Consider the following 25,143-nt stretch of genomic DNA (forward strand, 5'->3'; position numbering starts at 1 on the left):
TGGGGCCGCGCACCGGCAGGCCCCGGCCACCGCGAGGGGGGTCGCGCACGGCTTGTTTCCGGCCACCCCGACAGGGCCGTGCAAGCGGGCTTCCGGCCACCCCGGCAGGGCCGCGCACGACACGTTCCGGCCACCCGGCGGGGCCGCGCTCCCCCGGCCCCGGCCGCCCCGACGACGGGTGCGCGGCCGTTTCCGGGCCCCCGCCGGGGGAAGGGGGCAGCCGTCTCCCCTTCGGCGGGACGCCCGGGTAGGTTCGCCCTCATGCACACAGGCCGACTTCTGGGCTCGGGACGCACCGCCGACGTGTACGCACTCGACGGCTCCTGGGTCCTCCGCCGCTACCGGGACCGCGCCGACACCACGGAGGAGCTGGCCGTGATGGCGTACGTCGGCGCCTTCGGGTTCCCCGTACCGCGCATCGGCCCGCCCGCCGAGGGGGCCCGCCCCACGGACCTGGTGCTCCAGCGGCTGACCGGCCCGACGCTGGCCGACTCCCTGCTCGCGGGGCGGCTGGGGGCGGCCGAGGGCGCGGCGCTGCTGGCCCGGCTGCTGCGGGAGCTGCACGCGATACCGCCCCGGGTCTCGGCGGACCCGGAGGACTGTGTGCTCCACCTGGACCTGCACCCGGAGAACGTGGTGCTGACGGAGGCGGGAGCGGTGGTCGTCGACTGGTCCACGGCGGCGGAGGGCCGGCCCGGACTCGACCGGGCGATGTCGGCCCTGACCCTGGCCCGGACCGCGCTCGCGCCGGGACCGCCGGCCGGGGCGGACGTACGCCCGTTGCTGAAGGCGCTCCTGGCGGCGCTGGCCGACGACGGGGGCGCGACGCCCGCCGATCTGGCCCTGGCCCGCGCCCGCCAGGAGGCGAACCCGCACCTGACGGAGGAGGAACGGTCCTCTTTGGGCCGGGCGGTGGCCCTGGTCAACGGCTGCACCCCGTGAGGGCGTCCCGGCCCTCGACCGCACGGCGGACGGTGACGGCCCAGCGCCCCTCGGCCCCGCAACCCTCGGCGGGTCGGCGCCTGCCGACGCCGCGACGCCCCTCGACCGTGTGACCCCGCCGCCGGCTCAGCGCCGTCCCCGCCGCGCGTCGCGCACGCGCCGCAGCCGGTTCACCGTCACCGGGTCCTCCCGCAGCGCCCGTTCGTCGTCGATCAGCGCGTTCAGCAACTGGTAGTAGCGGACCGGCGCGATGCCCAGCTCCTCGCGGATCGCCCGCTCCTTGGCGCCGGGCCCCGCCCAGGACCGCCGCTCCAGGGCCAGCAGGGCCCGGTCCCGTACGGACAGTTCACCGGGGCCGGACGCCGGGGCGGCCGGGGGCGCGGGCCGCTCGGGGGCGCGGGAGCCGTCGGCGCCGCCTGCGGCCGCGGGGCCGCCGGGGAGGCCGGAGCCGGGGGCCGCGGAGTCTCCTGGGCGTCCGGAGCCGGGGGCCGCGGAGTCGCCGGGGTGCCCGGCGTCGGGGGCTGCCGGGTCGGGGGCGCCGGGGTCACCGGAGTCGTCGGAGGCGGTCATATCGACCAACTTAACGCCCGCCCCCGACACCTCTTCCGCGTCCGTGGGCCGGGCGGGCTACTCGGCGGCCTCCGCCTGGGCCGCCTCGGTGGATATCGTCCCGAGCACGCTCTCGGGGTTGTTGCCGGGCGCCACCGCGCTGCCGATCTTCTTCTTGATCGTCTCGCTGACCGTGGCCCACGACGTCTTGCCGTACGGGGTCAGCGTCGAGTTGGGCAGGGCCTCCAGGAAGGGCCGCAGCTTCTTGTGCTTGGCGTCGGCCTCCATCGCAGCCGAGGCGCTGCCGGTGACCGGGAGCAGGTCGTACTCCTCGGCGAACTCCAGCACGTTCTCGTCGGAGTAGGCGAAGTCGAAGAACTTGCCGATCGCCTGCCGGTTGCCGTTCTGCTTGAAGCCCATCATCCAGTCGGCGACGCCCATGGAGCCCTCGGTCGGGCCGTCGGCGCCGGGCAGCGGCACCATGCCGACGTCGATCCCCTTGGCCTCGGCCTCGTCCATCAGGGTGGGGTGGCCGTTGAGCATGCCGACCTTGCCGGCGGTGAACGCCTTGAACGCCCGCTCGCGGTCCAGCTTGCCCGGCGCGACCGGCCCGGTGAGGCCCTTGCCGACGAGGTTGTCCCGCATCCAGCGGAACGTGGCGACGTTCTCGGCCGAGTCGATGTCGTACGCGCCGACGTCGTCGGTGTAGCCGCCGCCCCCGCTGAGGAGCCACATCAGGGTCTCGGCCTGGGCCTCCTCCTCGCCGAGCGGCAGGGCGAAGGGGTAGGTGACGCCCTTCGCCTTGAGCGCGGCGGCGTCGGCGCTGATGTCGTCCCAGGTCTGGGGGGCGTCCAGGCCTGCCTGGCCGAAGAGCTTCTTGTTGTAGAAGAGCAGCCGGGTGCTGGCGACGAACGGCAGGCCGTACTGGGTGCCGTCGATCTTGCCCGCCTCGGCGAGCGAGGGGAGGAAGTTGGCCGTGGTGCGGATCGCGAGCGTCTCGTCGGCGGAGTAGAGCTTGCCGGCCTTGGCGTAGTCCGCGTACGCGCCGATCTGGGCGATGTCCGGAGCCTTGCCGGCCTTGACCATCTCGGCGACCTCGCGGTCGACGTCCTTCCAGTGCAGGACGGTGACGTCGACCTTGATGCCGGGGTTCTTCTTCTCGAAGCCCGACGCGACCCCGCTCCAGTACTTCTCGGAGCTGTTCTCCGGACCGGTGCCGTAGTCGGCGGCGACCAGCTTGAGCGTGACGTCGCCCGAGCCGCTGTCACCGCCGCAGCCCGCCAGGACCACTGTCATACCCAGCGCGGCCACCGCCGCGGTCAGACCCGTATAGCGCCGCTGCACAGCCTCGCCCATCCTCGTTGTTCACCTTGGCTCACGGACGGGGCGCACGCGTCGGCCGACGGCCGCTGCCCGGCCGCGGCGGGGTCTCCCTGCCGCGGGCCGTCCGGATGAACTGCGATTTTCCCCCATGTCCGACGCGGCGGTCTACACCACCGGAATATCGCTTCGGCAACGTAAACCGGCCATGGAGGCCACAACTGGCTTACGCACACTGGAAGTCGGAGACCCCGACCCGTATCTTGGTCCAGACCTTTCAGGAGGCGATCCCTCGCCGATCCAGGTCCACCACGAGCGACCTTTCGGGACGAAACGCCCCGTGCACGCGCTCCCATCATTTTGTATGGATGCGTAACAAACCGCTCTAGTGGACTAGACCTTTTGGGGGTCGGCGGGCGAAACTGTCTCCCGTGAGACATGTCATCGCCCTCGATGTGGGCGGCACCGGAATGAAGGCCGCACTGGTCGGGACCGACGGCACCCTCCTCCACGAGGCGCGGCGGGCCACCGACCGGGAGCGCGGCGCCGACGCGGTCGTCGAGACCATCCTCGCGTTCGCCGCGGAGCTGCGGGCCCACGGCGAGGAGCACCTCGGCGAGAGCGCCGTCGCCGCCGGGGTCGCCGTGCCCGGCATCGTCGACTCCGAAAAGGGCGTCGCGGTGTACGCCGCGAACCTGGGCTGGCGCGACGTACCGCTGCGCGCCCTGCTCTCCGAGCGGCTGGGCGCCCTCCCGGTCGCCCTCGGCCACGACGTCCGCACCGGCGGACTCGCCGAGGGGCGCATCGGGGCCGGGCGCGGCGCGGACCGCTTCCTCTTCGTCCCGCTGGGCACCGGGATCGCCGGGGCCATCGGCATCGCGGGGTCGATCGAGGCGGGCGCCCACGGCGACGCCGGCGAGATCGGCCACATCGTGGTCCGCCCCGACGGCCCCGACTGCAGCTGCGGCCAGCGCGGCTGCCTGGAGACGCTGGCCTCGGCCGCCGCGGTGACCCGGGCCTGGGCCGCCGCTTCGGGGGACCCGGACGCGGACGCCGCGGACTGCGCCAAGGCCGTCGAGGCGGGTGATCCGGCGGCGATCGCCGTCTGGCGCGACGCGATCGACGCGCTCGCCGCGGGCCTGGTCACCGCGCTCACCCTGCTCGACCCCGGGACGCTCATCATCGGTGGCGGGCTCGCGGAAGCCGGGGAAACCTTGTTCACACCACTGCGTGCGGCCGTCGAGGAACGCGTCACGTTCCAGAAGCTGCCCCACATCGTCCCGGCGGCCCTCGGGGACACCGCCGGATGCCTGGGCGCGGGGCTGCTCGCCTGGGATCTACTCTCCACGGAGGTATCCGTCTGATGGCCCCACGCGCAGCAGACAGCACGGTTCTCGCCGGTGCCCGGGTGGTGCTCCCCACCGGCACCGTCGAGGACGGCCGGCTGGCCGTCGAGGGCGCCCGCATCGCGGCCGCCGCACCCGAGGACGCCCGGACCGTCGACCTCACGGGCCACTGGGTGGTCCCCGGCTTCGTGGACATGCACAACCACGGCGGCGGCGGGGCCTCCTTCACCTCCGGCACCGCGGACGAGGTCCTGACCGGCATCCGCACGCACCGCGAGCACGGCACCACCACCATGGTCGCCTCCACCGTCACCGGCGAGATGGACTTCCTGGCCCGGCGCGCGGGCGAGCTGTCCGAGCTGGTCGAGCAGGGCGATCTGGCCGGCATCCATTTCGAGGGCCCGTTCATCTCGCCGTGCCGCAAGGGCGCCCACAGCGAGCAGCTCCTGCGCTACCCGGACCCGGCCGAGGTCCGCAAGCTGGTGGACGCGGCGCGCGGGGCCGCCCGGATGGTCACCCTCGCCACCGAGCTGCCCGGCGGCCTCGACTCCGTACGGCTCCTCGCCGAATTGGGCGTCATCGCAGCGATCGGCCACACGGACGCCACCTACGCGCAGACCGTCGAGGCGATCGACGCGGGCGCCACCGTCGCGACGCACCTGTTCAACGCGATGCCGCCGATCGCCCACCGCGAGCCGGGCCCGATCACCGCGCTCCTGGAGGACGACCGGATCACCGTCGAGCTGATCAACGACGGCACGCATCTGCACCCGGCCGTCCTGGAGCTGGCCTACCGCCACAAGGGCGCCGGCCGGGTCGCGCTGATCACCGACGCGATGGACGCCGCCGGCTTCGGCGACGGGGAGTACCAGCTCGGCCCGCTCGCGGTCGAGGTCCGCGACGGGGTCGCCCGGCTGGTGGAGGGCGGTTCGATCGCCGGCTCCACCCTCACCCTGGACACCGCGTTCCGCCGGGCGGTCACGCTCGACCGGATCCCCGTCGAGGACGTCGTCCGGTCCATCTCCGCCAACCCGGCCCGGCTGCTCGGCGTGGACGACCGCGTCGGCTCGCTCGAACCGGGCAAGGACGCCGACCTGGTCGTCCTCGACGAGGACTTCGTCCTCAAGGGCGTCATGCGGCGGGGCGAGTGGATCGTGGAGCCGAAGACCGCCTGAGGCATGGCGAGCACGTAACGAAGCGATGGCGGTCGGCCCCCGGCACTTGGGCCGACCGCCATCGCTTTGACATGATCATCGGACATCCGGGCCGCGGGCGGTCCGCCCGCCGCCGGGGCTTCGTACCGAGGGGCCGCCGGGGCCACGCACCGAGGGAGGCACCGGCAGGTGATCCTGACCGTCACCCTGAACACCGCACTCGACGTGACGTACACCGTCGACGCGCTCGTCCCGCACACCAGCCACCGGGTCGGCGAGGTCACCGAGCGACCCGGCGGCAAGGGGCTCAACGTCGCCCGGGTGCTCGGCGCGCTCGGCCACGACAGCGTGGTCACCGGGTTCGCCGGCGGCCCGACCGGGGACGTCCTGCGCTCTCTGCTCGCCCCGCTCCCGCCCCGCGACGCCCTCGTGCCGGTGGCCGGGAACACCCGCCGCACGCTCGCGGTCACCGACCGCTCGACCGGCGACACCACCCAGCTCAACGAGCCCGGACCGCAGGTGAGCGCCGCCGAGTGGGCCGCGTTCCTGCGGACGTACGGAGAGCTCCTGGCGGACGCCGACGCGGTGGCGCTCTGCGGCTCCCTGCCGCCCGGCATCCACGTCGGCGCCTACGCGGAGCTGGTCCGGATCGCCCGCGCCGCCGCCGTCCCCGTGCTCCTGGACACCAGCGGCGAACCGCTGCGCCGGGGCATCGCCGCCCGCCCCGACCTGGTCAAGCCGAACGCGGAGGAGCTGGCCCAGCTGACCGGCTCCCGCGACCCCCTGCGCGCGGCCGGCGATGCCCGCAGGCGCGGGGCGCACACCGTGATCGCCTCGCTCGGGCCGGACGGGGTGCTCGCGCTCACCCCGGACGGCGTCTGGCGGGCCGCCCCGCCCGCGCCCGTGCGCGGCAACCCGACCGGCGCGGGCGACTCCGCGGTGGCCGGGCTGCTCTCCGCGCTGGCCGAGGGGCTGGACTGGCCCGAGCGGCTGGCCCGGGCGGTGGCCCTGTCCACGGCGACGGTGCTGGCCCCCACGGCCGGCGAGTTCGACGCGGCGGCCTACGCGGAGCTGCTGCCGCGGATCGTGGTGGAGCCGCACACGCCGACGCCCTGACCACCGGGCGGTGATCAGGGCGTAGGGACGGAACGCGGCGGCCGGGACGGGACGGGCCTCGTCGGCCGGCCGCTCTACTTGATGTGACCGGCCTTCAGCTCCAGCTGGTCGAGGTTGGCGTCGCACTGGTCGCCCGTCTCGCAGGACAGCTTGAGGGTGTTGGCGCCCTTGTCCAGCTGGACGTACGCGAACGTGTTGGTCCAGCCCTTCTCCAGGTCGCCCTCGGGGGCCTGCGCGAAGTTCTTCATGTTGATCGAACGCGGGTCCTGGTCGTTGACCGTCAGCGTCGTCTTCGCGTCCTTGCCGGGCACGCCGTAGGTCACGTACAGGGTGTACGCGCCGGCCTCGGGCACCTCCACCGACCAGGTGGCCGACCGGCCGACCTCGTTCAGGTTGATGTAGTTGCCGTTCGCGCCCTTGGCGCCCTTGACGGAGGAGTCGAGGGAGGCCGTGCCGCCCAGCGACAGCGTCGCCGCGTCCTGCTTCGGCAGCTCGACCGGCTTCGGGGTCTCCTCCGGCTTCTTCGACTCCGGCTTCTTCGACTCCTCGACCTCGCCGGCGGGCTCCTGCGAGGAGGTCGCCTCGTTCTTCCCGTCGCCCTTGTCGTCGTTGCCCGTGAGCAGGGCGGCGCCGATGCCGATGAGGACGACCGCGACCACCGCGACCGCCCCGATCAGCAGCGCCTTCGTGTTCGGACCGCCGCGTCCGGGACCGCCGCCGCGCCCGCCCTGGGCCGGGGGCTGCCCGTGGGCGCCGCCGCCGGGGTAGGTCTCGGGGGCCGCGTACTGCGGGTTCGGCCGGTTGTACTGCTGCGTGCTCTGGCCGTAGCCCTGCTGGGGCGGGTAGCCGTACCCGCCCTGGTGCTGCGGCGCCTGCTGCTGCCCGTACTGGCGCTCGCCGACGGCGCGCACCTGGTTGTAGGACGTCCGGGGCACACCGGGCTGCGCGGCCGGCCCCGGGTAGCCGTAGCCGCCCTGGCCGGGCGCCTGGGCGCCTGCCGCCTGTCCGTCCGCGTACAGATAGCCGAACGGATCGTCGTCCTCGGGCTTGCTCGCGCCGTTGTTTCCGGCCGTCATCCCTGGGTCACTCCTCACCATGTCGCCAGCCGTCGCCGACCGGCCGAGCCTACCCCGAACGGAGCAGCCCCCGAATTGCGCTCGTCACCCCGGACGGCCGCCGGGGAACGGGCGCGGGTAGGGGGAGGAACGGTCCGTGAACGTCATCCCGCCCTGCGGTGAACCTTCGAACGGGACCGCTTCTCCACGTACATCCGCTGGTCGGCGGAGCGCAGGACCTCTTCCACGGTCATCCCGCACTCGGCCCAGCCGATGCCGAAGCTCGCCCCGACCCGGACCGCGCGCCCGTCGACCCTTATGGGCGGAATGATGGCGTTCCTCAGGCGAACGGCCAGGTCAGCGGCGTCCGCCGCCCCGAGGCCGTCCGCGAGGACGACGAATTCGTCACCCCCGAGCCGTGCGACGGTGTCGCCGTCGCGCACACAGGTGCTCAGCCGCCGGGCCACCTCGATGAGGACGGCGTCCCCGGTGTGGTGGCCGAAGCGGTCGTTGATGGACTTGAAGCCGTCGAGGTCGCAGAAGAGGACCGCGAGCCCCTTCGTCCCGTCGTCGTGCTCCGGATCGGGGGCCTCCGTGTGCACGTGGTGGTCGAAGGGACCGCCGCCGGGCACCGCCTCTCCCTCGTAGCCGTCGGCCTGGTAGCCGTGGGCCAGGGACGACTCGACGTCCCCGTACGCGGCGTCCAGCGCCTCGATCGCGGTGGCGGCCGGGGCGTGCGGGCGCTCGCAGATCCGGGCGCTGAGCCGCGCCTTGAGCTCGGCGCTGTTGGGCAGCCCGGTCAACGCGTCGTGCGAGGCGCGGTGGGCGAGGTTCAGCTCGTGGCGCTTGCGCTCCTCGATGTCCTCGACGTGGGTGAGCAGGAAGCGCGGCCCGTCGGTGGCGTCCGCGACCACCGAGTTGCGGAGCGAGACCCAGAGGTACGTGCCGTCGCGCCGGCCCAGCCGCAGCTCGGCCCGGCCGCCCTCGGCGGAGGTGCGCAGCAGGGTGCCGATGTCCTCGGGGTGGACGAGGTCGGCGAAGGAGTAGCGGCGGAGCACGGAGGCGGGGCGGCCCAGGAGCCGGCACAGGGCGTCGTTGGTGCGCAGCAGCCGCCCGTGCTGGTCGCCGCCCATCTCCGCGATGGCCATGCCGCTGGGCGCGTACTCGAACGCCTGCCGGAAGGACTCCTCGCTGGCCCGCAGCGCCTGCTGCTCCCGCTCCAGCCGGACCAGCGCGCGCTGCATGTTGGCGCGCAGGCGGGCGTTGCTGATGGCGATGGCGGCCTGGGAGGCGTACATCTGGAGCGCTTCGCGCCCCCATGCGCCGGGTCGGCGTCCGTTGCGCGGCCGGTCGACGGATATGACCCCGAGGAGGTCCCGGCCGCTCCCGGAGGCGTACATCGGGGCGTAGAGCCGGTCCAGCGGGTGCCACTCGTCCTCGAACCGGGGTTCGGGCCCCTCGGTGTGCCACTGGGGCACGTCGTCGTCGAGGAGGACCCAGCCCTCGGTGTGCGGGATGAACCGGAGGTCGTCCCACGCCTCGCCCATCGAGAGCCGGCGCTCCCAGGAGGCGCGGGAGCCGACGCGGCCGGTGATCAGGGCCTCGGCGGCGGCGTTGCCCGCGAAGGCGGCGATGACGAGGTCGCCGTCGGGCCGGACCAGGTTGACGCAGCCCAGCTCGTAGCCGAGACCGGCGACGACGCCGTCGGCCACGCTCTGGAGGGTGTCCGCCAGGCTCCGGGCCGTGTTCAGGTCGGCGACGGCCTGATGCAGCTGCCGCATCGTCGCGAGGCGGACGTACGGCTCCGACTCGGCCTCCATCGCTCGCACCCCCGGGACCTCGACAGCAACTCCAGGTTTCATATCGACGTACTTGTCGTAGTGTCACGGCCACTGAATCACAGTGAGCTGTGCACCCGGTACACAGGGTCAGCAGAAAATGGACTCTGTGACTCAAGTCACAACAGATGGTCGCGGGGTGGCAGTGACGCACCGCGACGACGCTCGTTCGGCCGAGCCGGGCGGACGGCGTGCGCCCGCGTACGCCCCCGGCCCGGAGAGGCGGCCGTACGGACCCGGCGGGACGGGGCGTACGCGGGGGCGGGCGGGCAGGACGTATGCGGGTGCGGTCGGTGCGGGGCACGGCGGTCCGGAGCGGGCGGGCACGGGCTGTGCGGGGCGTGCGGGCGCGGGCTGTGCGGGGCGTACGCGGGCACGGGCGTTTCGGGGTCGTACGCGGGTCCTAGGACCGGCCTGGTTCTTCGGTCCGATGCGGGCGGCCGGACTCCGCGGTTAGCGTCTTCCTGTGCTCCAGACGAAACCCTCCACCCCGCGCCCCGAGACCGTCCCCCATGCTGAGGGAGTGAGCAACGACGAGTTCCGCGCCGCACTCGCGCGGCTGGCCGCCGGTGTGGTGCTGGTCACCGCACAGGAGCCGCCCCTCGACGATGACGGCCGGGGCGAGGACGTGGGCATGACGGCGACCGCCTTCATGTCCGTCTCCCTGGAGCCTCCCCTGGTGATGGTGAGCCTGCGCAACGGCTCGCGGATGGACGACCTGCTGGAGGAGCAGCCGCTGTGGGCGGTCTCCGTCCTGGCCGCGAGCCAGCGGCACATCGCGGGCCGGTTCGCGATGAAGGGCCGGATCAGCGACCGGCTGCTGTTCGAGGACATCCCGTACGCACGGGGCGAGGTGGCGCACGCGCCGCTGATCGGCGGGGCGCTGGCGACGCTGGAGTGCCGCACCGAGCAGCGGGTGGTGGCCGGGGACCACACCCTGGTGATCGGCCGGGTGCTCACGGCGGAGCTGCCGAGCCCGGAGGGCGACCCGCTGACGTACTTCAAGGGCCGCTACCGTCACCTGGGGTGACGGGGCCGCGCGCGGGAGCAGCCGGCCCGACGGTCGGCGACGCGGACGGCCCACGGCTCGCGACGCGAACGGCCCACCCGTCGCAGCCGGCGCGGGCGCGGCCGTCTACCAGTCGCGGCCCGAGCGGCCGCGCTTGGTCTCGCCGCGCGCCTTCTTCTCGCGCAGCCGGCGCTCGTTGATCCCGCGCGGGATCTTCCGCTTGATCCGGGGCTTGGGCGGCGGCGCCGTGGCCTCGGCCAGGAGAGCGGCGAGCCGCACGGCGGCGGTCTCGCGGTTGCGCCACTGCGAGCGGTGTTCGGAGGCCCGTACGGAGACCACCCCGCCGACCAGCCGGCCCGCGAGCCGCTCCAGCGCCCGCGCCTTCCACACCTCGGGCAGCGCGTCGGTCGCCGCCAGGTCGAAGCGCAGCTCCACCTGGGAGTCGCTGGTGTTGACGTGCTGGCCGCCGGGCCCCGAGGACCGCGAGAAACGCCACATGAGCTCGGCCTCCGGCAGGGAGACCGAACCGCGGATGACATAGGGCCCGGACATGACACCCATGGTCGCCGCCCGCACCCCCGCTCGTCACCTTCTTTAGGGCCCCGGGCCGCGCGGGAGGACCCGAGGAGCCGCATGGGGGCATCCGGGGAGCCGCGCGGGAGCGCCCCGGAGCCGCGCGGGCGAGGGCCCCGCACCACCCGACGGGGTCATTTCGGCAAAGAAAGTAAAGCGACCAGGAACCTCGCGGTCGGCTGCCCGCGTTATGAAGGGTGACGGTAGCTTTCGTGATGGCACGAAGCCCGTACACGACGAGGAAAGGGACTTCCCATGGCAGTAAGCCTGTCCAAGGGCGGCAACGTCTCGCTCACCAAGGAGGCACCGGGCCTGACCGCCGTCACGGTCGGCCTCGGCTGGGACGTCCGCACCACCACCGGCACCGACTTCGACCTCGACGCCTCGGCCATCGCGGTCAACGCGACGGGCAAGGTCGTCTCGGACGGCCACTTCGTCTTCTTCAACAACAAGTCGACGCCGGACCAGACCATCGTGCACACCGGTGACAACGTCACGGGTGAGGGCGAGGGCGACGACGAGCAGATCAACGTCAACCTGGCGGGCCTCCCCGCCGACGTGGACAAGATCGTCTTCCCGGTCTCCATCTACGACGCCGAGACCCGCAGCCAGAACTTCGGCCAGGTCCGCAACGCGTTCATCCGCATCCTCAACCAGGCCGGCGGCGCCGAGATCGCCCGCTACGACCTGAGCGAGGACGCCGCCACCGAGACCGCCATGGTGTTCGGCGAGCTGTACCGCAACGGCGCCGAGTGGAAGTTCCGCGCGGTGGGCCAGGGCTACGCCTCCGGCCTGCGCGGCATCGCCCAGGACTTCGGCGTCAACCTCTGACCCGTAGCGCGCGCGTCCGGCTCGGCGCCGACGCCTGACGGGGCCTCACCGCCCCGTCGCACCCGCATCACCGGAGCCCCCGACCGCCTCCAGCGGCCGGGGGCTCCCGCGTGGGCACGTGTCGCCGGGGGCTCCCGCGTGGGCAACGTACGGCCCGGACACGACCCCGTACCGGCCTGGACGTAACCCCGTCCCGGCCGGGGCATGCCCCCCCGTCACCCCGGTGACATCCCCGCCACTTCACCGAATACCGGACAGCCCAGGCCCCCATTCGTACAAGGACTGGTCAAAAACTTGTGAGGCAATTGTCGGCACACCGTCAATTTCGCTCATGAAGTGACAGGCTCTCCGCTCGTAGTCCCCCCACAGGACGACCGACGGAGAACACACATGAACCTCCACACCACCCCCCACACCACGCGCACCTCACGCACCACGCGCCTCGCGGCTCTCGCGGCGGTCGCCGCGATGGTCGTCGCCGGCGTGCAGGCCGGATCGGCCGTCGCCTCACCGGGCGACGACGACGCCCGTGCCGCCACGGCGAAGCCCTCCACCGCCGCGCTCGGCGTGAACCCCTCGGCGCAGCGCGCCACCGCCATCAAGTCCGCGCAGGCCGACGCCTCCTCGGCGGCGAAGGCCCTCAAGCTCGGCGGCCGGGAGAAGCTGATCGTCCGCGACGTCGTCACCGACGCCCGGGGCACCGTCCACACCCGCTACGAGCGCACCTACGACGGCCTGCCCGTCCTCGGCGGCGACCTCGTCACCCACACCGCCGCGAACGGCACACTCAAGAGCGTCGACAAGGCGACCGACGCGAAGATAGCCGTGGCGTCGACGACGCCGAAGCTGAAGGCCGCCGCGAGCGCCCGCAAGGTGATCTACGCGGGCGGCGGCAGCCCGGTCCTCGCCTGGGAGACCGTCAAGAAGGGCGTCCAGAAGGACGGCACGCCCAGCCGCCTCCACACCATCACCGACGCCGCCACCGGCAAGAAGCTGCACAGCTACGAGGCGGTCGAGACCGGCACCGGCAACAGCCAGTACAGCGGCGAGGTCGAGATCACCACGACGAAGTCCGGTTCGGGCTTCGAGCTGACCGACGGCGACCGCGGCGGCCACAAGACGTACGACCTCAACCAGGGCTCGTCCGGCACCGGCGAACTCGTCACGGACGACGACGACACCTGGGGCGACGGCACGGGCGCTGACCGGCAGACCGCCGCCGTCGACGCCCACTACGGCGCGGCGAAGACCTGGGACTTCTACAAGACCGCGCTCGGGCGCGACGGCATCGCGGGCGACGGCAAGGCCGCCTACTCCCGGGTCCACTACGGCGAGAACTACGTCAACGCCTTCTGGGACGACAGCTGCTTCTGCATGACGTACGGCGACGGGGAGGGCAACAAGAACGCGCTCACCGCGATCGACGTCGCGGCCCACGAGATGACCCACGGCCTCACCTCCGCCACCGCCAATCTGGACTACGCGGGCGAGTCCGGCGGCCTCAACGAGGCGACCAGCGACATCCTCGGCGCCTCGGTGGAGTTCTTCGCCGACAACGCGGCGGACGCCGGCGACTACCTCATCGGCGAGAAGATCGACATCAACGGCGACGGCTCCCCGCTGCGCTACATGGACAAGCCCAGCAAGGACGGGAACTCGGCCGACTTCTGGGACGAGAACCTCGGCGACCTGGACGTCCACTACTCCTCGGGCGTCGCCAACCACTTCTTCTACCTGCTCGCCGAGGGCAGCGGGAAGAAGACGGTCAACGGCGTCGAGTACGACTCCCCGACCGCCGACGGCTCGACGCTGACGGGCATCGGGCGGGAGAAGGCGTACCAGATCTGGTACAAGGCCCTCTCCGTCTACATGACCTCCACCACCGACTACGCGGGCGCGCGCGTCGCGACCGAGAAGGCGGCGACCGACCTGTTCGGCGCGGACAGCGAGGAGCTGAAGGCGGTCTCGGCCACCTGGACCGGGGTCAACGTCAAGTAGCCCCAGCCGTACGGAGCACGTCACCACGTCACGCGGAAGCCGGTCACTCCTCCAGGGGCGGCCGGCTTCCGCCGTACAGCCAGGCGTCCCACAGCCCGGTGAGGTCCTCGCCCGTCTCCTCCTCCACGTACGCGGTGAAGTCCTCGGTCGAGGCGTTGCCGTGCCGGTGCTCCTGCGTCCACCCCCGTACCAGCGCGAAGAACGCCTCGTCGTCGTCGAGCGCGAGCCGGATCCGGTGCACGACCATCGCCCCGCGCCCGTAGACCGGCGGGTCGGAGAGGTCGGCGGCGGAGGGCGGGTCGGCGGGCGGAAAGGCCCAGTTGGCGTCGTCCTCGTACGCCTCCGCGAAACTCTCCTCGACCGGTACGTCGTCGTGGTCGGCGGCCCAGAGCCACTCCGCGTACGTGGCGAACCCCTCGTTCAGCCACATGTCCCGCCAGGTCTTCGGGGTGACGGAGTTACCGAACCACTGGTGGGCCAGCTCGTGGACGAGCAGGGCGGTGTCGGGCGGGCCGGGGAAGAAGGGCCGGTTCTGGGTCTCCAGCGCGTACGCGGAGTCGTCCTCGCGCTCGACGATCGCCCCGGCGGACGCGAACGGGTACGGCCCGAACCGCTCCGCCGCCCACGCCAGCACCGCCGGGATCTTTGCCAGCACCTCCTCGCTCTCCGCCTCCGACTCCGGGTCCACGGCGGTGTAGAGCCGGATGCCGTCGGGGGTGTGCGACTGCCGGGTGGTGAACTCCCCCACCGCGACGGTCGCCAGATAGCTCGCCATCGGCTCGGCGGTCCGCCAGTGGAAGGCGGTGCGGCCGTTGACCGTACGCCGGGAGACCAGCTCCCCGTTGGAGACGGCCGTGAGCGGCTCGGGGACCGTCACCTCGATGTCGTACGCGGCCTTGTCGCTCGGGTGGTGGTTGCCGGGAAACCAGGTCATGGACCCGGTCGGCTCGCCGAGGGCCACCGATCCGTCGTCGGTCGGCAGCCAGCCCTCCTGCGCGCCGTCCGCGTCGGTGACGGGCTGCGGGGAACCGGCGTAGCGCACGACGGTGGTGAACGTGCGCCCCTCGCGCAACCGGTCCTCGACCGTCGCCGCCGGACGGATCGTCAGCTCCTTGCCCGCCCGGTTCACGGCGGCCGGCCGGCCCTCGACGTCGACGCTCTCCACGCGGAGCCCGACGAGGTCGAGGTGGAAGGCGCTCAGGTGCCGGGTGGCACGGGCGGTGATGGTGGCGGTGCCGCGCAAATGGCCGGCGTCGGGGTCGACGTCGAGCGTGAGGCGGTAGTGGGTGACGTCGTAGCCGCCGTTGCCGAGCCCGGGAAAGTACGGGTCGCGCAGCCCGGCCCCGCCCGGGGTGCCCTCGACGCCGCCGGTGCAGCCTCCGGCGAGAAGGGCGAGGGCGAGCAGGAGGGGGGCGGTGGCCGTGGTGCGGGGGTTCACCGGTCGATTTTAGGCGCGTCCGGCTCCCCGGAGGTTGAGCCGCCCACCCCCGGATGGAGCTGCCCGCCCCGGGGGGAGTTGGACGCCTCGGGGGGAGTTGGACGCCTCGGGGGGGGGTGGAGCCGCCCGCCTCGGGGGACGAGCGGGCGGCTCCGCTTCAGAGGACGGAGATACCGAGGGGTCGGTTGCCTGCCGCCAGCCGGACGGGTTCGCTCTTCTCGTCGTCCAGGTCGACGACCGTGATCCCGTTCCAGTGGCCGTCGCGGGTGAACCCGCCGGTCACGTACGCCGTGCGGCCGTCCTTCGACACCGCCACGTCCTCGTGCGGCCCGTCCAGCGGAACGATCCGCTCCGTGCCGTCCGGGGCCCGGACGGTCAGCGAGGGGTCCTCGTCGTCCGGGCCGATCGGTCCGGTGCCCACCACGAGGAGCGTGCCGTCGGAGGTCAGGGCCGCCCCGTGCTGGTGGGTGTTCGCGGTCATCCGCTCGATCGCCACCCTGCCGGTGCGCGGGTCGAGCACGGCGAGCCGCTCCCCCTCGAAGGGCAGCAGCAACGCGCCGTCCGAGGGGCGTACGACGGCGTAGTGCGGCTTCAGCCAGGAGCCGAGCCCGCCCTCGGTGCCGTACGGGGCGACCTCCATACGCCGGGTCGCCAGGGTGTCCGCGTCCACCGCCGTCACGTCGAACGAGTCGTGGTCGGTGGCGTACACCTCGCGGCCGTCCGGTGAGACGTCCACGTCGAAGGGGCGCATGCCGACCCGGGCGGTGCCGGTGACCTCGCGGGTCGCGGTGTCGATGACCTCGACGGCGCCGTCGCGGCCGGGCACGTTGACGCCGACGTAGACGTGCCCGCCGTCCGGGGCCATCGCGATGCCCATGCCGCCGCCCCGGTACTCCCCGGTGGTGACGGGGCCGGACTCCGTCGCGTACGGGATCAGCGCGAGCCGGGTCCGCTGCCGGGTGTCGACGACCGCGACGCCCTCGGCGGTGGCGACCCAGGCGCGGCCGTCCTCGCCGACGACGAGTCCGTAGGGCGCGGTTCCGGCCTTCACCGAGGCGATGGGGGCGCCGCCCCTCCCCGACCCGTCCGGCCCCGGGTCGACGAAGGTCACGGTGTCGGCCCCGAAGTCGGCGACGAGGAGGGTGCCCTCGGGGGTGCGGCCGGCGGGGGAACGGGACGGGTCGGGGGCGGCCGTTCCGCCGGACGGGGCGGTCGTGGCCGGGGTGGCCGACGCCTCCGGGGCCGCCCCCGGCGCGCCGGTCCCGCACCCGGCGAGCAGGGCGGCGGCGAGGAGGCCGAGGGAGGTGCGGCGGACCGGGGCGGTGCGGCGGGTCGGGGCGGTGCGGGCCCCCGCCGGACGGGCCGCGGCGGCTCTTCTCATGGGTGCTCCGTTCCCGTCGGTCGTGCGGAGGGGCGGTGGCGGCGGCTACCGGCCGAGGGCGGCGACGCCGGCGCGGGCGAACTTCTCGTCGAGGTCGCCGCTGGGCGCGCCGGCCACGCCGATGCCCGCCACCGGGGCGCCCTTGACCTGCACCGGGGCTCCGCCGCCGAGGAACAGGGTGCCAGGGATGTCCTTCAGGTTCGGCGCCTGCTCCAGGCGCTTGACCAGCTCGGAGGTGGGGGCGTTCCAGGAGACGGCGGTGTACGCCTTCTTCACCGCGGACTCGGGGGACTGCGGGCCCGCGCCGTCGCCGCGCAGGGAGACGATGGTGTTGCCGTTGCGGTCGACGACCGCGACGGAGATCCGCTGGTTCTCCTTCTTCGCCGCGTCGAGCGTGGCCTGTGCGGCCCTGGTGGCGGCGGCGACGGTCAGGTGCGTCGTCTGCTGGAGGTTGCGGTCGGCGGTGTCGGCCTTGACCGCGGCGGCGGGGGCGGCCGCCGGGGAGGAGGCGCTCGCGGACATCGCGCCGAACGTGCCGGCCCCGAGGGCGGCGACGAGGACGGCGCCGGTGACGACACGGGTGCGCGGCGACAGCTTCTTCATGGTGGCTCCTTGGTGATCCGGGTGTCTGGCTCCGGTATCGATACTCCCGGCGGATTCCGCCCCGTACGGTCGGCGTACCGGCTGGAAGCGGCGGGCGGGACGGCCGACGCCCCCGTCAGCCGATCGGCTGATGCGGGGGTGGCCGGATGGGGTCACCATGGAGGATCCGTGCAGGTCAGCGATGGAACGTGAGGTACGTGGTGGAGCACCGCATCGGTTCGCCGGACGCGGAGGGGACCGAGGCCGGGGGCCTCGGAGCCGCCGGGTCCGACCCCGACGCGCGCCGGCTCGCCCTCCTCATGCACGCCGCGTTCTTCCTGCTGCTGGGGGCCTCGCTGACCCGGTTCCTGATGCGGCACCCGGGCGAGGCCCGCACCCCGTGGATCATCGCGCTGTCGATCACCCTGGCGGTGCTGTACCTGCTGGGCCCGGTCCTCGGGTCGCGCCCCACCCCGCGCCGGGTCGCCTGGCTCGGGGTGCTCGTCGTCGTGTGGATGGTGCTGGTCGTGCTGGCGCCGAGTTTCGCCTGGTGCGCGGTGCCGCTGTTCTACACCGGGCTGCGCATCCTGCCGCCGCGCGCGGCGCTCGCGCTCGTCGCCCTGCTCACCGTGTTCGTCGTGGCCGCGCAACTGCGCCTGGCGACCGGGTTCGACCCGAACCTGGTGCTCGCCCCGCCCGCCGTCGCCGCCGTGGCGACCGCCGTCTTCGTCCACATGCGGCGCCAGGCGGTACGCCAGCGGGAACTGGCCGCCCGCCAGCGCGAGCTGATCGGCGACCTGCTGCGGACCCGCCGCGAACTCGCCGCCACCGAGCGGCGCGAGGGCACCCTCGCCGAACGCCAGCGGCTCTCCATGGAGATCCACGACACCCTGGCGCAGGGCCTGTCCAGCCAGCAGATGCTGCTCCAGGCGGCCGACCGCACCTGGGACGCCGACCCGGAGGCCGCCCGCCGCCACGTCCGTACGGCCACCGGCATCGCGGAACGCAATCTCGCCGAGGCCCGCCGCTTCGTCCACGACCTGGCCCCGGCCGATCTCGCGGCGGGCGGCGGCCTGGAGGCGGCCCTGCACGCGCTGGCGGCCCGCGAGAGCGCCCAGGCGGCGGGGGCGTTCACCGTCCGCTGCCATGTGGAGGGGGCCCCGGCCGCGTCGCTGCCGGACCGGGTCCAGTCGGCTCTGCTGCGCATCGCCCAGGGGGCCCTGGCCAACGTACGGGAGCACGCCGGGGCTACCGCCGCCGGGCTGACCCTGACCCACCTCGACGACCGGGTGGTCCTGGACGTCGGCGACAACGGCCGGGGCTTCACCGCCGAACCCGAGGGCGTACGCGGCGCCCGCGCCGTACGCGGCCACGGGCTGCCGGCGATGCGGGCGCGGGTGCGGCAGCTCGGCGGAACGCTCACTGTCGAGTCGGCTCCGGGCGAGGGCACGGTGCTCTCCGCCGAGGTTCCGCTCACCACCACGGAGGACCCCGCATGACCGAGACGCCCCCGGCCCCCGCCCGCGTCCGCATCCTGCTCTGCGACGACCACGTGGTCGTGCGGGCCGGGCTGCTCGCGCTCCTGGGCAGCGAACCGGACATCGAGGTCGTCGGCGAGGCCGGCAGCGGCGAGGAGGCCGTGGTGCTCGCCGCCCGCCTCGCCCCGGACGTCGTCCTCATGGACCTCCAGCTCGGCGAGGGCATCGACGGCGTCGAGGCGACCCGCCGCATCGCGGCCGACGGCACGGCCCACGTCCTGGTGCTGACCACGTACGACACCGACGCCGACATCACCCGGGCCATCGAGGCGGGCGCCACCGGCTACCTGCTCAAGGCGGAACGCCCCGAGGAGCTGTTCGCGGCGATCCGGTCCGCCGCCCAGGGCCGCACCACGCTCTCGGCCCCCGTCGCCAGCCGGGTCATGGCCCGCATGCGCAGCCCCCGCCCCTCTCTCACCGACCGCGAACGCGACATCCTGGCCCAGCTCTCCCAGGGCCTCGGCAACCGCGACATCGCCCGCGCCCTGTTCATCAGCGAGGCCACGGTCAAGACCCACCTGAGCCGGATCTACGACAAGCTGGGCGTCGACACCCGCGCGGGCGCGGTCGCGGTGGCGAAGGAGCAGCGGCTGCTGCCGTGAGCCGGACAACCGCAGGCCCCTCCGGCCCCCCGGACCCCCGGGCCCCTCCGCGCCGCCTCCCGCCCTCCGTCAGCCGTCGCCGAAGACCGCGTCGGCGCTCGGCGCGGTGACGGCCCGCTCGAACCACACGTCGAGCACGGCGAGATCCGTGCACGCGGAGACGCGCTGCCGCGCCGCTTCCGGCACCGGCACCCCGCGCAGATCGAGAATCCGCAGAATGTCCTCCGCCCGGCCTTCCAGACGGCCTTCCACACGCCCCTCGTCGCGGAAGCTCTCAGCGACGAAACCGCGGAAGTGACGGAGACCAGTGCCCATCAGGTTCCTCCAGATCTCACGGGCCGGGGTGGACTGACCATGCGCCGAGGCTAAAAACGGATCGGCATATGCGTACGGCCTATTCGTCACCCTCACCCGATCGTGTCAGCCCCGCCCCCGGGCATGACACCATCGAACCGTGCTCGACATCGGCTACTCCCTCTCCCGCCGCTTCCCCGATCCCCCGCAGACCGACTACCGCCGCGCGGACGTCCGGGCGCTGCGGCACGATCTCTTCTCCGGTGACGTGTACCTCGCGGACACCAAGGAGGACCGCGAGCTGTCCACAGCCTGGGGATGGGTGCCGGTGCTCGACTTCGCGTGGGCGCTGTGCGACATCGTCGAGCGGATCGACCAGGACCCGCGCGGCAACCGGTCGCACCGGCGGCAGTACGCGGAGCTGGACTTCACCGAGTCGTCGGACGTCATGATCTTCGAGCGGCGCTTCGGGTGGGTGGACGTCGAGGCGGACTGGATGCCCGGCGACGAGCCGCCGCTCACCTTCGGCCACTCCCTCCTGCGCCGTGAGGCCCGCGACTTCCTGCACGACCTGATCGCCGACCTGGCCGACCTGCACGACGGGCTGGCCGACAACCCCGTGATCTGGGACCTCCAGGCCCGCTTCCCCCGCGTCTGAGGTCCGCCCTCACGGCTCCACCCGCACCCCGATCTGCGCCGCGAACGCCGGGGCCAGCTCCATCAGCTGCGGCGGGCTGATCACCGCGCCCGCCAACCGGTCCACCCCCCGGGCGATGTCCAGCTCGGCCACGGCGCGCAGGTCCACCGACTCCAGCCGGACCCCGCTGAGGTCCGCCCGCTTCAGCACGCAGTCGCGGAACTCGACCCGCACCAGGTGGGCGTCCCCGAAGTCCGGCTCGGACAGGACGCAGCCCTCGAAGACGACGTCCTTGAGCCGGGCCTTGCGCAGGTTCAGATAGTCGATCTTGCCGCCCCGCACCACCACCCGCTCCAGCACCGCCCCGTGCAGCTGCACCCCGCCGAGGCGGGCGTCCACCACCTCCACGTCCCGCAGCGACGCCTCCGCGAGGTCCGTGCCCACGCCCCGTACGCCGGTCAGGACGGAGTCGATGAAGCGGGCCCGTGCCAGCTCCGTACGGTCGAGGGCGCAGCTCTCCAGCGCGCAGTCCAGGAACCGCGCGCCCCGCCCCGAGGCGTCGGTCAGGTCCGTCCCGTCGAACCGCAGCCCGTCGTAGTCCCCGTCCGGCTCCAGGCCCTCCCCCTCGTACGGGACGAGCGGGGGCAGCCGGACCTCCGGCCGCCGTGCCGCCGCCACACCCGCCGTGCTCTTCTTCCTGCCGCTCGCTGCCATGCCCCCATCGTGACGCACGCCACTGACAGCGCCCCGCCCGCGATGTCACGCGCGGGCCGCCCCGATCCGTCGCATCATCAAAGACGCGAAGGAGATCCAGCCATGGAGCACATCCACGTCATCGGCGGCGGGCTCGCCGGGCTGACCGCCGCGATCACCGCGGCCGAGTCCGGCGCCCGGACCACCCTGTACGAGAGCCACCGGACCATCGGCGGCCGGGCCAGGACCGCCGACGGGCCGTACCGCGTCAACGAGGGCCCGCACGCCCTCTACCGGCACGGGCCGCACGCCGCCTGGCTCGCCCGGCGCGGGCTGCTCGGCCCCCTCGTCTCCGTACCACTCCGCGCGGGCCTCGGCTTCCGCTTCCGCCGCACCGGGGCCCTCCGCCGGACCCCGCCCGCGGCCCTGCTGCGGCTCGCCCGCCGGAGCCCCGGCTCCGCCCCGGTGGACAGCGGCTTCCTGGACTGGGCCACCGGCCGGGTCGGGGCCGCCGGGGCGCGGGCGGCCGCGCACTTCGCCGCCGCAGCGCTCTTCCACCACGACCCCGGGTCGCTCTCCGCCCGGTTCGTCCAGGAGCGCCTCGTCCGGCTCGCCTCGCTGCCGCCCGAGGCCCGCTACCCGGTCGGCGGGTGGGGGCCGCTGGCCGAACGGCTGGCCGGCCACGCGCGCGCCCTCGGGGTCGCCGTCGAGACGGGCGCCCGCGTCGACACCCGGACGCTCGGCGAGCTGGCCAGGACCGGGCCGGTGGTGGTGGCCACCTCCCTCGCCGCCGCCCACACCCTGCTCGGCGATCCGTCCCTCACCTGGGACAGCGGCCGCACCGTCCTGGTGGACCTGGCGGTACGCACCCGGCGCGGCGACGCGTTCGTCGTCTCCGACCTGGACGCCCCGGGCTGGCTGGAACGGTTCACCGCCCAGGACCCCGGGCTCGCCCCGGCCGGCGAACAGCTGCTCCAGGGCCAGTTCCCGATCGGCCCGGACGCGCGCCGGGCCGAGGGCGTCGCCCGCGCGGACGCCCTTCTCGACCTCGGCTTCCCCGGCTGGCGGGAGCGGACGACCTGGCGGGCCGAGGCGCTGGCCGACGGCCGCACCGGGGCCGTGGACCGGCCCGGGACCACCTGGCGGGACCGGCCCTCCGTCGTCCGGGGCGACGACGTCTTCCTGGCGGGCGACCAGGTCGCCGCCCCCGGGCTGCTCAGCGAGGTCTCCTTCACCAGCGGCCTGGAAGCGGCGCTGCTCGCCGTGAAGGCCGCCGCCCGCCGCTCCGCCACCGGCCGCGGCTCCGGCCCGGCCACCGGGGTTGACCTCAAGCGGACCTGAGGTACGAGGGTGGGCCCGCAGCCCGCCGCAGCCCGCCGCAGCGGCGGGCGGGACCGCCCGGACCGCCACCCGTGGGAGACCGCCATGCACGCCGTACGCCTTCACGCCTTCGGTCCCGCCGAGAACCTCGTGCACGAGGTGACGGAGGACCCCGTGCCCGGACCCGGCCAGGTCCGCATCGCCGTCGCGGCGGCCGGGGTGCACGTACTGGACACGGCCCTGCGGGAGGGGGCGGCGGGCCCCTACGCGGCTCCGGCCACCCTGCCCACCGTGCCCGGCCGGGAGGTCGCCGGGACCGTCGAGTCGGTCGGCGAGGGTGTCGACGCCGACTGGCTCGGCCGACGCGTGGTCGCCCACATCGGGCAGGCGCCGGGCGGGTACGCCGAACTCGCCGTCACCGAGGCGGAACGGCTCCACGAGATCCCGGACGGGCTCGACGCCGCCGAGGCCGTCGCCATGATCGGCACCGGTCGCACCGCCCTCGGCATCCTCGGTTTCACCCCGCTCGGCCCGGACTCCGTGGCCCTCGTCACGGCGGCGGCGGGCGGGATCGGCACTCTCCTCGTGCAGTACGCGAAGAACGCGGGCGCCACGGTGATCGCCCTGGCCGGGGGCCCGGCGAAGGTGGCGCGGGCGGCGGAGAACGGGGCCGACCTCGCTCTCGACTACACCCTCCCCGACTGGCCGCGCGCGGCCCGTACGTACCTCGACGGGCGGGGGCTGCGGGCCACGCTCGTGTACGACGCGGTCGGCGGCGCCACCGCTCGCGCCGCCGTCGACCTCCTCGGCCCCGGCGGACAGCACGTCGTCTACGGCTGGTCCGGCGAGGGGCTCCAGGACGGGCAGCCGCTCGCCTTCTCCGCCGAGGAACTGGCCGAACGCTCCATCACCTCCGCGTCCGTCCTGGGACCGCGGCTGGTCGAGCGGGGCGGCGGCCTGCGCGCCCTGGAGACCCGCGCCCTCGCCGAAGCGGCCGCCGGCCGGCTGCGCCCCGCCGTCCAGCGCTACCCGCTCGCCGAGGCCGCCGCCGCGCACCGCGCGCTGGAGACCCGGGGGACGATGGGCAAGGTGGTCCTGGAACCGTGACCGGGCGGGGGGCCGGGGGCGCGGGCGGCCAGGGCACGTCGGCCATGACCGCACCTCCCCCGGCACGCCGGCCCCGGCGTCTCAGGCCCCCGCGCCGCGCCCGTCCCCGCCCCCGAGGCGGGCCAGCGCGTCGTCCGTCAGCCGGTACACCGTCCACTCGTCCTGCGGCCGGGCGCCCAGGGACTCGTAGAACGCGATGGACGGGGTGTTCCAGTTCAGCACCGACCACTCCAGCCGCTCGTACCCGCGCTCCACGCAGATCCGGGCCAGCTCGGTCAGCAGCGCCTTGCCGTGGCCGCCGCCGCGCCGCTCCGGACGGACGTACAGGTCCTCCAGGTAGATCCCGTGCACCCCGCGCCAGGTGGAGAAGTTGAGGAACCACAGGGCGAAGCCGATCACCTCGCCGTCGTCGGCCGTCGCCACGTGGGCGTACGCGGCGGGGCGGTCGCCGAACAGGGCCTGGGCCAAGTGCTCCTCGGTGGCGACGACCTCGTCGAGGGCCTTCTCGTACGTGGCGAGCTCGCGCACCAGGGCGTGCAGGACGGGGACGTCGTCAGGTGTGGCGGTACGAATCATGGCCGCAGCCTAGGCAGCCCGGACGCCGTACGGTGCTCCGGCCCTGACGGAACCCTCGCCTCCGGCGTCACGTGAGCCCGCGGCGGCCCCGTGTGAGGCGACGGGCCCTTCGCCCCCGGCCGTCACGCGCGCCCGTGCGGCCCCCGCCGCCCGGCCCGCGCCGTACGCCCCCCCTCACCGCCCCAGCAGCCGCCGGGCGATCTCCGCGTGGTCCGGGGGGAGTCGGCCCTCGCCGTCCTCCGCCGCCCACAGCCCGTGCTGGAGGACCCGGCCCAGCGTCCAGGCGCGCGCCCGCTCCCGGTCGTGGTCCAGGCCCAGCGCCTCGGTCAGCGCGTCGAACCGCCAGACCACCTCGTCGGCGTCGAAGAGGTTGTCCAGCGCCGGGAACAGCTCGAAGCCCGGGTCGCCGACCAGTGGCTTCGGGTCGAGCGCGATCCACTCCCCCGCCCGCCCCGCCTCCGCGCGGCCGGCCAGGATGTTGTCGTAGTGCAGGTCCCAGTGCAGCAGCCGGTCGCCCGGCTCCCCCGCGACCTCCCGCACCGCCGCCGCGCAGTCCGCGAGCAGCCGCCGGTCCGCCGCGTCGGCCAGCAGGGCCACCGCCTCCGGGGCCGCCGCGAGCATCCGGTCCACCACCCCGCCCAGCGTGCGCAGCCCCTCCGGCGCGGGCACCGCCACCAGCCGGGCCAGCACACCGCCGAGGACCCCCACCGCCTCCCGCACGTCCGTCCCACCGGACAACGGCCGCCGCTCGTCGAGCCGTTCCAGCAGCAGCGCGCCGCTCTCCGGGTCGTGGTCGAGCAGCTCCACCGCCCCGGCCCCCGCCGCCGCCCAGGCACGCAGGGCGACGGGTTCGCCCGCCGTCTCCTCGTCCACCGCCTGGAGCTTCAGCGCCGCGGGCCGCCCGTCCGCCTCGCGGACGACCGGCAGCACCAGCGCGCACATCCCGTGCATCGACGGGCCGTCCGGCCGCAGCCCCCACCGCTCCAGGCACCGGGCGGCGAGATCCGGCAGACCGGCGACGAAGGCCCGGCCGGCCGCGCCGTTGTAACGGGACTGGGACGCGGCGAGTTCTTCGGGTACGTCGATCACCCGGCCGATCCTAGGGAGGCGCGGGCGCGAGGAGGAGCGGATTTCCGGGGCCGGACGAGGAACGGAATCCCCGGGGCCCGAGCCTGCGGGAACCCCCGGCCCCGGGCGTTCGGAAGCCCCCGGTACCGAGCCGGCGCGCGGCAGCCCCCGGTGCC

The 25,143-nt window shown here is 74.2% G+C and carries 24 protein-coding genes; 12 read left to right on the forward strand and 12 right to left on the reverse strand.

Annotated features, from left to right (window positions below; translation table 11 throughout):
- Positions 1-261 precede the first annotated feature (261 nt).
- Positions 262-942, forward strand: a complete 681-nt coding sequence (locus tag IF19_RS0116120) for a phosphotransferase (RefSeq protein ID WP_030114599.1) — start codon at positions 262-264, stop codon at positions 940-942.
- Positions 943-1,068: 126 nt separating this feature from the next.
- Here IF19_RS0116120 and IF19_RS0116125 read toward each other — a convergent pair whose 3' ends face one another.
- Entirely contained in the window at positions 1,069-1,287 is a 219-nt protein-coding gene (locus IF19_RS0116125; protein ID WP_030114600.1) for a DUF3263 domain-containing protein, read from the reverse strand.
- Between the two features lie 282 nt (positions 1,288-1,569).
- On the reverse strand, positions 1,570-2,847 hold the full coding sequence (locus tag IF19_RS0116130; RefSeq protein WP_030114601.1) for an extracellular solute-binding protein: 1,278 nt from the start codon (positions 2,845-2,847) through the stop codon (positions 1,570-1,572).
- Between the two features lie 434 nt (positions 2,848-3,281).
- Here IF19_RS0116130 and IF19_RS0116135 point away from each other — a divergent pair, with 434 nt between their 5' ends.
- From IF19_RS0116135 to IF19_RS0116145, 3 genes are all read left to right on the forward strand, one after another.
- Positions 3,282-4,175: an ROK family protein gene (locus IF19_RS0116135; protein ID WP_229320464.1), complete on the forward strand. Its 894-nt coding sequence runs from the start codon at positions 3,282-3,284 to the stop codon at positions 4,173-4,175.
- Positions 4,175-5,332, forward strand: coding sequence for an N-acetylglucosamine-6-phosphate deacetylase (nagA, locus tag IF19_RS0116140; protein WP_030114604.1), 1,158 nt, complete (start codon positions 4,175-4,177; stop codon positions 5,330-5,332). Before IF19_RS0116135 ends, nagA begins: the two co-directional genes overlap by 1 nt.
- 168 nt (positions 5,333-5,500) lie before the next feature.
- Positions 5,501-6,427: a 1-phosphofructokinase family hexose kinase gene (locus IF19_RS0116145; protein WP_030114605.1), complete on the forward strand. Its 927-nt coding sequence runs from the start codon at positions 5,501-5,503 to the stop codon at positions 6,425-6,427.
- A gap of 74 nt (positions 6,428-6,501) precedes the next feature.
- Here the strand turns inward: IF19_RS0116145 and IF19_RS0116150 are convergent, their stop codons facing one another.
- Positions 6,502-7,503 carry a carbohydrate-binding protein gene (locus tag IF19_RS0116150; RefSeq protein WP_030114606.1) on the reverse strand — a complete coding sequence of 334 codons (1,002 nt, stop codon included), beginning with the start codon at positions 7,501-7,503 and terminating at the stop codon, positions 6,502-6,504.
- A gap of 143 nt (positions 7,504-7,646) precedes the next feature.
- Complete coding sequence (cdgB, locus tag IF19_RS0116155) at positions 7,647-9,302, reverse strand: diguanylate cyclase CdgB (RefSeq protein WP_030114607.1); 1,656 nt, start codon at positions 9,300-9,302, stop codon at positions 7,647-7,649.
- 541 nt (positions 9,303-9,843) lie between these two features.
- On the opposite strand from cdgB, the gene IF19_RS0116160 reads away from it, so the two are divergent.
- Positions 9,844-10,350 (forward strand): flavin reductase family protein, encoded by a 507-nt coding sequence (locus tag IF19_RS0116160; protein WP_030277131.1) that lies wholly within the window; start codon positions 9,844-9,846, stop codon positions 10,348-10,350.
- 105 nt (positions 10,351-10,455) lie between these two features.
- Here IF19_RS0116160 and arfB read toward each other — a convergent pair whose 3' ends face one another.
- Positions 10,456-10,890 (reverse strand): alternative ribosome rescue aminoacyl-tRNA hydrolase ArfB, encoded by a 435-nt coding sequence (gene arfB / locus IF19_RS0116165; protein WP_030120661.1) that lies wholly within the window; start codon positions 10,888-10,890, stop codon positions 10,456-10,458.
- A gap of 267 nt (positions 10,891-11,157) precedes the next feature.
- On the opposite strand from arfB, the gene IF19_RS0116170 reads away from it, so the two are divergent.
- On the forward strand, positions 11,158-11,733 hold the full coding sequence (locus tag IF19_RS0116170) for a TerD family protein (protein ID WP_030114610.1): 576 nt from the start codon (positions 11,158-11,160) through the stop codon (positions 11,731-11,733).
- Between the two features lie 390 nt (positions 11,734-12,123).
- Positions 12,124-13,731, forward strand: coding sequence for a M4 family metallopeptidase (locus tag IF19_RS0116175; protein WP_030114611.1), 1,608 nt, complete (start codon positions 12,124-12,126; stop codon positions 13,729-13,731).
- A 43-nt stretch (positions 13,732-13,774) separates the two neighbouring features.
- On the opposite strand, the gene IF19_RS0116180 is transcribed toward IF19_RS0116175, so the two are convergent.
- From IF19_RS0116180 to IF19_RS0116190, 3 genes are all read right to left on the reverse strand, one after another.
- Positions 13,775-15,169, reverse strand: a complete 1,395-nt coding sequence (locus IF19_RS0116180; RefSeq protein WP_030114612.1) for a M1 family metallopeptidase — start codon at positions 15,167-15,169, stop codon at positions 13,775-13,777.
- A 157-nt stretch (positions 15,170-15,326) separates the two neighbouring features.
- The gene (locus tag IF19_RS0116185; RefSeq protein WP_030114613.1) at positions 15,327-16,550 is read right to left on the reverse strand and encodes a YncE family protein; all 1,224 of its coding nucleotides are present in this window, start codon (positions 16,548-16,550) and stop codon (positions 15,327-15,329) included.
- 45 nt (positions 16,551-16,595) lie between these two features.
- Positions 16,596-17,153 (reverse strand): GlcG/HbpS family heme-binding protein, encoded by a 558-nt coding sequence (locus IF19_RS0116190; RefSeq protein ID WP_030114614.1) that lies wholly within the window; start codon positions 17,151-17,153, stop codon positions 16,596-16,598.
- 146 nt (positions 17,154-17,299) lie between these two features.
- Here IF19_RS0116190 and IF19_RS0116195 point away from each other — a divergent pair, with 146 nt between their 5' ends.
- Both IF19_RS0116195 and IF19_RS0116200 read left to right on the forward strand, forming a co-directional pair.
- Positions 17,300-18,631, forward strand: a complete 1,332-nt coding sequence (locus IF19_RS0116195) for a sensor histidine kinase (protein ID WP_372340834.1) — start codon at positions 17,300-17,302, stop codon at positions 18,629-18,631.
- Positions 18,628-19,272, forward strand: a complete 645-nt coding sequence (locus IF19_RS0116200) for a response regulator (protein ID WP_030194118.1) — start codon at positions 18,628-18,630, stop codon at positions 19,270-19,272. The genes IF19_RS0116195 and IF19_RS0116200 overlap by 4 nt, the downstream gene beginning before the upstream one ends.
- Positions 19,273-19,341: 69 nt before the next feature.
- Here the strand turns inward: IF19_RS0116200 and IF19_RS0116205 are convergent, their stop codons facing one another.
- Positions 19,342-19,677, reverse strand: coding sequence for a hypothetical protein (locus IF19_RS0116205; protein ID WP_234315940.1), 336 nt, complete (start codon positions 19,675-19,677; stop codon positions 19,342-19,344).
- Between the two features lie 49 nt (positions 19,678-19,726).
- Here IF19_RS0116205 and IF19_RS0116210 point away from each other — a divergent pair, with 49 nt between their 5' ends.
- A complete protein-coding gene (locus tag IF19_RS0116210; RefSeq protein WP_030194124.1) occupies positions 19,727-20,224 on the forward strand; it encodes a hypothetical protein in 498 nt (165 codons plus the stop codon).
- A 9-nt stretch (positions 20,225-20,233) separates the two neighbouring features.
- Here the strand turns inward: IF19_RS0116210 and IF19_RS0116215 are convergent, their stop codons facing one another.
- Positions 20,234-20,917, reverse strand: coding sequence for a pentapeptide repeat-containing protein (locus tag IF19_RS0116215; RefSeq protein ID WP_050491026.1), 684 nt, complete (start codon positions 20,915-20,917; stop codon positions 20,234-20,236).
- A 102-nt stretch (positions 20,918-21,019) separates the two neighbouring features.
- Here IF19_RS0116215 and IF19_RS0116220 point away from each other — a divergent pair, with 102 nt between their 5' ends.
- A complete protein-coding gene (locus IF19_RS0116220; RefSeq protein ID WP_030277132.1) occupies positions 21,020-22,237 on the forward strand; it encodes an NAD(P)-binding protein in 1,218 nt (405 codons plus the stop codon).
- An 84-nt stretch (positions 22,238-22,321) separates the two neighbouring features.
- A complete protein-coding gene (locus IF19_RS0116225; protein ID WP_030114622.1) occupies positions 22,322-23,323 on the forward strand; it encodes a zinc-binding dehydrogenase in 1,002 nt (333 codons plus the stop codon).
- Between the two features lie 81 nt (positions 23,324-23,404).
- On the opposite strand, the gene IF19_RS0116230 is transcribed toward IF19_RS0116225, so the two are convergent.
- Both IF19_RS0116230 and IF19_RS0116235 read right to left on the reverse strand, forming a co-directional pair.
- Positions 23,405-23,899 carry a GNAT family N-acetyltransferase gene (locus IF19_RS0116230; protein ID WP_030114623.1) on the reverse strand — a complete coding sequence of 165 codons (495 nt, stop codon included), beginning with the start codon at positions 23,897-23,899 and terminating at the stop codon, positions 23,405-23,407.
- 174 nt (positions 23,900-24,073) lie between these two features.
- Positions 24,074-24,997 (reverse strand): aminoglycoside phosphotransferase family protein, encoded by a 924-nt coding sequence (locus IF19_RS0116235; RefSeq protein ID WP_372340814.1) that lies wholly within the window; start codon positions 24,995-24,997, stop codon positions 24,074-24,076.
- Positions 24,998-25,143: the final 146 nt, after the last annotated feature.

Source organism: Streptomyces californicus, from assembly GCF_000717645.1.
GTDB lineage: Bacteria > Actinomycetota > Actinomycetes > Streptomycetales > Streptomycetaceae > Streptomyces > Streptomyces californicus.